At 75.3% G+C, this 7,015-nt stretch carries 5 protein-coding genes; 3 read left to right on the plus strand and 2 right to left on the minus strand.

Going from position 1 to position 7,015, the window contains the following annotated elements; all coding sequences use genetic code 11:
* On the minus strand, window positions 1-2,552 hold a 2,552-nt coding region (locus E1284_RS36970; RefSeq protein ID WP_207924170.1), incomplete at its 3' end, for a non-ribosomal peptide synthetase.
* Window positions 2,553-2,619: 67 nt separating this feature from the next.
* On the opposite strand from E1284_RS36970, the gene E1284_RS36975 reads away from it, so the two are divergent.
* Genes E1284_RS36975 through E1284_RS36985 form a run of 3 tightly spaced genes read left to right on the plus strand, consistent with a single transcriptional unit; the run spans window position 2,620 to window position 6,186 of the window.
* Window positions 2,620-3,633 (plus strand): iron ABC transporter substrate-binding protein, encoded by a 1,014-nt coding sequence (locus E1284_RS36975; protein WP_131944801.1) that lies wholly within the window; start codon window positions 2,620-2,622, stop codon window positions 3,631-3,633.
* Window positions 3,634-3,637: 4 nt separating this feature from the next.
* Window positions 3,638-5,149, plus strand: a complete 1,512-nt coding sequence (locus E1284_RS36980) for an ABC transporter permease (RefSeq protein ID WP_131944802.1) — start codon at window positions 3,638-3,640, stop codon at window positions 5,147-5,149.
* Window positions 5,146-6,186, plus strand: a complete 1,041-nt coding sequence (locus E1284_RS36985; RefSeq protein ID WP_131944803.1) for an ABC transporter ATP-binding protein — start codon at window positions 5,146-5,148, stop codon at window positions 6,184-6,186. Before E1284_RS36980 ends, E1284_RS36985 begins: the two co-directional genes overlap by 4 nt.
* A gap of 216 nt (window positions 6,187-6,402) precedes the next feature.
* Here E1284_RS36985 and E1284_RS36990 read toward each other — a convergent pair whose 3' ends face one another.
* Window positions 6,403-6,951: a regulatory protein RecX gene (locus E1284_RS36990; protein WP_131944804.1), complete on the minus strand. Its 549-nt coding sequence runs from the start codon at window positions 6,949-6,951 to the stop codon at window positions 6,403-6,405.
* Window positions 6,952-7,015 lie beyond the last annotated feature (64 nt).

Raw genomic sequence — 7,015 nt, forward strand, 5'->3', positions numbered from 1 at the left:
CCGCGAGCCCCGGCGGCAGGGCGGCCGGGACGGGCGCTCCACCGGGCCGCGCGCCGGAGGGCCCGGGCGGCGACGGCGCCGTAGGCGACGCCGCCCGCGAGGGAGGCGAGCAGGGCCAGCGGCTCCGAGTGGTCCTCCAGCAGCGGGTAGATCTGCCAGTGGACCAGGTAGATGTAGAGCGATCCGGCGGCCAGCAGGCCGGCGAGGCGGTTGAGCCACGCCGTGCTCGGCAGCTTCCCGACCCAGATCAGCAGGAGGACGCCGGCGATGACGACGGCCGTCCGCAGGGATCCGCCGGGCCCGAAGTAGCCGGGGACGGTGATCAGCACCGCCGCGGTCACCGCCAGCCGCCGCGCCGCGCCGTGCGCACGCGCCGCCGCCCAGCCGAGCGGGAACAGCCAGCACGCGGTGATCGCATCCGGCAGGTCCGCCAGGCCGCCGAGGTCGTACCGCAGGAGCAGCGCGGCCGCCAGGAGGCCGAGCGGGAACCCGAAGGGGGCGCGCCGCTCCGCCCGGTCCAGGGCCGGGACGCTCAGCCACGCCGCCATGGCGACCAGGATGTAGACGATCACCTCGACGAACCAGTAGTTGCTGTCGTGCCCGGTCGCGCTCTTCAGCAGCAGCGCGTCGACCAGGTGGTAGTCGGCGGTGACGAGCGCCGCCAGGCCGATCCACACGACGCTCGGCACGGCGATCCGGGCCAGCGCGGCCAGCAGGTCCGCGCGGCGCCGCGCGGCCCCGGCGGAGGTGAGGTGGAACCGGGCCACGTTGAAGCCCGCCACCGCCAGCAGCACGTGCGCCCCGCCCCGGACCGTGAACACGCCGATGTGCGACCCGACGATGAGGACGATCGCGGCGGCGCGCAGCGCGATGCCCGTCTCCAGCGTCCGCAGCGGGGAGCGCCGGGCCGGACGCCGCAGGTCGCGGATGCGCCGGGTGGGCCAGTCGGCGGGCAGCGCGCCGAGGGCCTCCTCCAGCTTCAGCGACATCTCCACGTAGGACAGGGAGTCGCCGCCGAGACCGACGAAGGTGTCGTCCTCGGTGACGCCGGGGCGGTCCAGGATCCGCTCGTACAGGCGGCACAGGTCCCCGCCCGCGGCCGGCTCGGCGCGGGCGAGCCGGAGCACCGCCCCGTAGTCGGGCTTGCCCGTGGCCAGCCGGGGGATCTCGGGCACGACGTGCACGCCGACCGCCCTGGCGGGCAGGCCGCACTCGGCCGCCACCAGCCGCCGGACCCTCCGGACACTCACACCACCGTGCGCACCGGCTGCCGTTGGCGCATGGTTCGCCGTTGGCGCGGTGGGGGGCTTGGTCTTCGGGGCTGCTATGGCCACTACGAGACCTGTGTCGTCGCCCGCGCAGTACGCGGTCAGGCCGCGCGCGGCGAGCAGCGCCTCGACGCGCTGCAGGTCGACGCGCAGGCCGTACGGCTTCACGAACCGGCCGCGGCGCCCCGTGATCTCGTACAGCCCGCCGGGAAGCCGCCGCGCCACATCGCCGGTGCGCAGTTCCTCGACGGTGCGGCCGAGGGCCAGGTCGGCGGGGCCTTCGGCGTAGCCGAGCATGACGTTCGGCCCCGTGTACACCAGTTCGCCCGTATCGGGCGCGGAACCGTCCGGCAACGGCTCCAGCCGGAGGGACCCGCCGGGGATGGGAACGCCGATCGCCTGCGGGTGGGCGGCGGCGAGTTCGGGCGGCAGGTAGGCCATGCGGGCGGTCGCCTCCGTCTGGCCGTACATGACGACCAGGTCCCAGCCGCGCCGCCGGCCGAGCGCCGCGTACCGCGCCACCCGGTCGGGGGGCAGCCGCCCGCCCGCTTGGGTGACGTAGCGCAGCGACGGCAGCCGCATGTCGGCGAAGCCCGCCCGGTCCAGCAGGTCGAAGGTGTAGGGGACGCCCGCCAGCGCGGTGCCGCGCGCGTCGCGGAACAGCGCCCAGAAGCGCTCGTCGGCCACCGACAGGTCGGTGAGGATCAGCCCGGCGCCGCGCAGCAGATGGCTGTTGATGACGGACAGGCCATAGCAGTAGTGCATCGGCAGCGTCGTGGCGGCGCGGTCGCCGGGACGGATGTCCAGGTACTCGGCGATGGACGCGGCGTTCGAGCGCAGATTCTCGTGCGACAGCCGGACGAGCTTCGGCGACCCCGTCGAGCCGGACGTGCTGAGCAGCAGCGCGAGATCGGGGTGCAGGGTGTGCGCGGAGCCCGCGTGCCGCTCGTCGAGCGTCCCGTCCGGGAAGGCCACGACGTCCGGGTCGTAGGCGGCGGTCAGGGACCGCAGGGACTCGGGCCGGTCGTGCGGCGCCAGCAGCACGGGATGCCCGGACGCCAGCGCCGCCAGGTAGACGACGAGGGCGTCGACCGTGTTGGCGCCGGCGAGCAGGACGAGCCGGCGCCCGGAGCCGAGGCGGCCGGCGGCGGCCGCGACCCGGTCCGCGAGTTCGCGGTAGGTGAGAGCGCCTCCGGAGGTGATGAGCGCCGTCCGCTCCGCGTGGGCCGCGAGTGCGCCGGCGAACGGGGCGACCGGGGGCGGCGCCGCAGGGGGGTTGCTCACGCGGCGCATCTTAGGTAAGGCTAAGCTTTCTGCCAAGTCGGTTGTCATGCCACAGTTCGAGGAATCCATGCGAAACCCCCTGCGCCGTCTCACCTCCGTCCTGGCGCTGACGGCTCTCGTCGTTCCACTCGCCGCGTGCGGCCTCGGGAGTGAGGCCGGCCTGGTCGTCTACTCCGGCCGCAACGAGGGTCTCGTCAAGCCGCTGCTGGAGAAGCTGGAGAAGGCCGTCGGCGTCGACGTCGAGGTCCGCTACGGCTCCAGCGCCGAACTGTCCGCCCAGCTCCTGGAGGAGGGCGACAAGACCAAGGCCGACCTGTTCCTGTCCCAGGACGCGGGCGCGCTCGGCGCCCTGGCCAAGGCCGGCCGCCTGGACACGCTGCCCGAGTCCTCCCTCGGCAAGGTCGCCGAGCAGTTCCGCGGCAGCGCCGGCGACTGGGTCGGCGTCTCCGGCCGCGTCCGCGTGCTGGCCTACCACCCCGGGCAGGTCGCCAAGGCCCCCGACACCGTCCGCGACCTCGTCAAGCCCGAATGGAACGGCAAGATCGGCTACGCGCCGACCAACGCGTCCTTCCAGGCGTTCGTGACCGGTATGCGCGTCCTGGACGGCGACGAGGCCACGCTCGCCTGGCTGAAGGGCCTGAAGGCCAACGGCGCCAAGGCCTACGACAACAACATCGCCGTGCTGGACGCGGTGAACTCCGGGCAGGTCTCCCTCGGCCTCATCAACCACTACTACTGGTACGAGAAGGTCGCCGAGAAGGGCGCGGGCGGCGTCACCGCCAAGCTGCACTACCTGCCCGGCGGCGACCCCGGCGCGCTGATCAACGTCGCGGGGGTCGGCGTCCTCAAGGGCGCCGCGCACCGGCCCGCGGCGCTCAAGGCCGTCGACTACCTGCTGTCGCCCGAGGCGCAGACCTACTTCAGCGACGAGACCAAGGAGTACCCGCTGGCCGCCGGCGTCACCGGCACCGTCCCGGACCTGCCGCCCCTGGACTCGCTGAAGGCCCCCCGGATCGACCTCGGCAAGCTCGACTCCCTGCAGCGGACGCTGGCGATGCTGCGCGAAGCGGGGATGGTCTGACCGCATGACCGCGGCTCGCGCCCCCCGGGCCCTGCTCGCTCCGGCGTGCCTGGCCGGGGCCCTCGCCCTGCTGCCCCTCGGCTACCTCGCCGTGCGGGCGCTGGAGCGGGGCCCCGGCTTCGCCTGGTCCGTGATCACCACCGAGGGCACCGCGCTGCTCCTCGCCCGCAGCCTGGCGCTGGCCGGCACCGTGGTGGCGGCCTGCCTCGTCCTCGGGATCTCACTGGCCTGGCTCACCGTCCGCACCGCGCTGCCCGGCGCCCGCGCCTGGGCCGTGCTCGCCACGCTGCCGCTGGCCGTCCCCAGCTACGTGGCCGCGTTCGCCTGGCTGTCCGCGGTACCGGGCATGTCCGGGTTCGCCGGGGCGGCGGTGTCGCTGACCCTGGTCAGCTACCCCTACGTCCTCCTCCCGGTCGCCGCGGCGCTGCGCGGGATCGACCCCGCGCAGGAGGAGACGTCCCGGTCGCTCGGCGCGGGCCCGGTGCGGACGTTCCGCCGTGTCACCCTCCCCCAGCTCCGCCCGGCCGCGGCCGGCGGAGGGCTGCTCGTCGCGCTGTACGTCCTGTCCGACTTCGGCGCGGTGTCGCTGATGCGGTACGACACGTTCACCCGCGGCATCTACACCTCCTACCAGGCCAGCTTCGACCGCACCCCGGCCGCGGCGCTGAGCGCCGTCCTGGTCGTGCTGACCGTCGGCATCGTCGCCCTGGAGACCCGGACCCGCGGGCGGCGCGGGCACGCCAGGACCGGCGGCGGAACCGCCCGGCCGCCCGTCCCGGTCCCGCTCGGCCGGGCGGCGGCCCCGGCGCTGGCCTGGTGCGGCGCCGTCGCCGCGGCCGCCGTCGCGTTCCCGCTGGGCACGCTCGCGTACTGGCTGGCGACCGGGAACCGCTCCACCTGGGACCCCGCCGGGCTGGCGAACACCGCGGGCGCCACCCTCGCCGTGGCCGGGGCCGGCGCCGCGCTCACCGCCGTCCTCGCGCTGCCCGTCGGGGTGCTCGCCGCCCGCCACCGCGGCCGCGCCACCGAGCTGATCGAGCAGGCCGCCTACGCCGGGCACGCGCTGCCGGGCATCACGGTCGCGCTGGCCCTGGTGTTCTTCGCGGTCCGCTACGCCACCCCGATCTACCAGGAACTGCCGCTGCTGGTCTGCGCCTACGCGGTGCTGTTCCTGCCGGTCGCGGTCGCCGCCACCCGCGCCGCCGTGCTGCAGTCCCCGCCCGTCCTGGAGGACGTCGCCCGCTCGCTCGGCCGCGGCCCGCTGCGCGTGCTGCGCGCGGTGACCGTGCCGCTGGCCGCGCCCGGCATCGCGGCGGGCGCGGCGCTGACCTTCGTGATCTGCATGAAGGAACTGCCGGCGACCCTGCTGCTGCGCCCCACCGGCATGGACACCCTCGCCACCCGGCTTTGGACGGAGACCGGCATCGCCTCCTACTCCGCCGCCGCCCCCTATGCCGCCGCGCTGATCCTGCTCGCGGCCGTCCCCTCCTACCTCCTCGGAAGACAGCGCCCGTGACCGAACTGCGCATCGAAGGCCTGACCAAGGCGTACGGCCCGGACACCACCGTGCTGGACGGGCTCGACCTCACCGTCCCCGGCGGGGCGCTGGCCGCCGTCCTCGGCCCGTCCGGCTGCGGGAAGACCACCCTGCTGCGGATCGTCGCGGGCTTCCTGCGCGCCGACGCCGGCACCGTCACCGTGGGCGGGCGCGCCCTCACCGCACCCGGGACGCACGTCCCGCCGGAACGCCGCCGCATCGGCATCGTGCCCCAGGAGGGCGCGCTGTTCCCGCACCTGAGCGTGGCCCGCAACGTCGCGTTCGGCGTGACCGACCGGGCCGCGCGGCGCCGCCGCACCGAGGAGATGCTCGACCTGGTGGGGCTCGCCGGGTACGGCGACCGGATGCCGCACGAGCTGTCCGGCGGCCAGCAGCAGCGCGTCGCGCTGGCCCGGGCCCTCGCCCCGGAGCCCGCACTGGTCCTGCTCGACGAGCCGTTCAACGCGCTGGACAGCGCGCTGCGCGCCGGGATACGAGCCGACGTCCGCGCCGCCCTGCGCACCATCGGCGCCACCGCCCTCCTCGTCACCCACGACCAGCAGGAGGCCCTGTCCACCGCCGACCTCGTCGCCGTCGTCCACGCGGGGAGCATCGCCCAGTGCGGCACCCCGCAGGAGGTGTACGGCCGGCCCGCGGGCCCGTGGGTCGCCGGATTCGTCGGCGACGCCGTGCTCCTGCCGGGGACCGCTTCGAACGGCACCGCCACGACCGCCCTCGGCACGATCGCGCTGAGCGCGCCGAGCGAGGCCGCCCGCAGCGGCACGGTGATACTGCGCCCCGAGCAACTGCGGCTCACCGACCCCGGCGGGACCGTTCCCGGCGGGACGGTGACCGACGTCCGCTACTACGGCCACGACGCCATGATCACCGTGTCGGTCGAGGGACTCGCGGCCCCCGTCGACATCCGCGTCGACGGCCACGTCCACCTCCGCCCCGGCGACCGCACCGGCGTCCGCCTCACCGGCGAGGCCACCTTCCACTCCACCACCCCCTGATGGGATCCACCGAGCCGGCTCGCCGGCGGACTCGGTGCCTGGTAGCCGCCGGTGAGTGAGCACTCTCACCCCTGGACTTCAGTCGAAAGGGGCAGGGTCGGGGACGGCGTCCAGGTCGGCGCCCTCTGACCCGACGCCCACCGGCCTTCAGTCGAAAGGGGCGGGGCCGGGGACGGCGTCCAGGTCGGCGCCCTCTGACCCGACGCCCACCGGCCTTCAGTCGAAAGGGGCAGGGTCGGGGACGGTGTCCAGGTCGGCGCCCTCTTCGGCGAGGGCCTCCTTGACCACCCGGTAGGAGAGGCCGGGCGGGTAGCCCTTGCGGGCGAGCATGCCGACCAGGCGGCGCATGCGCTTGGCGGGGTCGGCGCCTCGGGTGGACGGGAGCCTGCGCAGCACCAGGGCGCGAGCCGTCTCCTCCTCCTGGGCCGGGTCGAGGGACTCGACGGCCTCGTTGACGGTGTCGTCGGCCACGCCGCGCCTGCGGAGTTCGGCGGCCAGCGCGCGTTTGGCCAGGCCGCGGCCCGTGTGGCGGGACTGGACCCAGGCCTGCGCGAACGCCTCGTCGTCGATGAGGCCGACGTCGGTGAAGCGCGCGAGCACCCGGTCGGCGACGTCGGCGGGGACGTCCTTGCGGCGCAGCGCGTCCGCGAGCTGGGCGCGGGTGCGGGGCGATGCGGACAGCAGGCGCAGGCAGATCTCGCGGGCCTTCGCCTCAGGATCGGCGCCGCCGCCCGCCGGGCGTCCTTCCCGTGCCGCCGCGCTCATCCGGCCCCACCGCCCGGAGCACGGGCCGGAACGTCGGGCACCGGGACCGCCGGAGTGCCCGAAG

Origin of the sequence: Actinomadura bangladeshensis, from assembly GCF_004348335.1 — a bacterium.
In the GTDB taxonomy this organism is placed as follows: domain Bacteria; phylum Actinomycetota; class Actinomycetes; order Streptosporangiales; family Streptosporangiaceae; genus Spirillospora; species Spirillospora bangladeshensis.

Bases quoted from the DNA above. Each gene is read 5' to 3' on its own strand.
- E1284_RS36980 (WP_131944802.1), top strand. From the start codon at position 3,638: ATGACCGCGGCTCGCGCCCCCCGGGCCCTGCTCGCTCCGGCGTGCCTG.
- E1284_RS36990 (WP_131944804.1), bottom strand. From the start codon at position 6,951: ATGAGCGCGGCGGCACGGGAAGGACGCCCGGCGGGCGGCGGCGCCGAT.
- E1284_RS36975 (WP_131944801.1), top strand. From the start codon at position 2,620: ATGCGAAACCCCCTGCGCCGTCTCACCTCCGTCCTGGCGCTGACGGCT.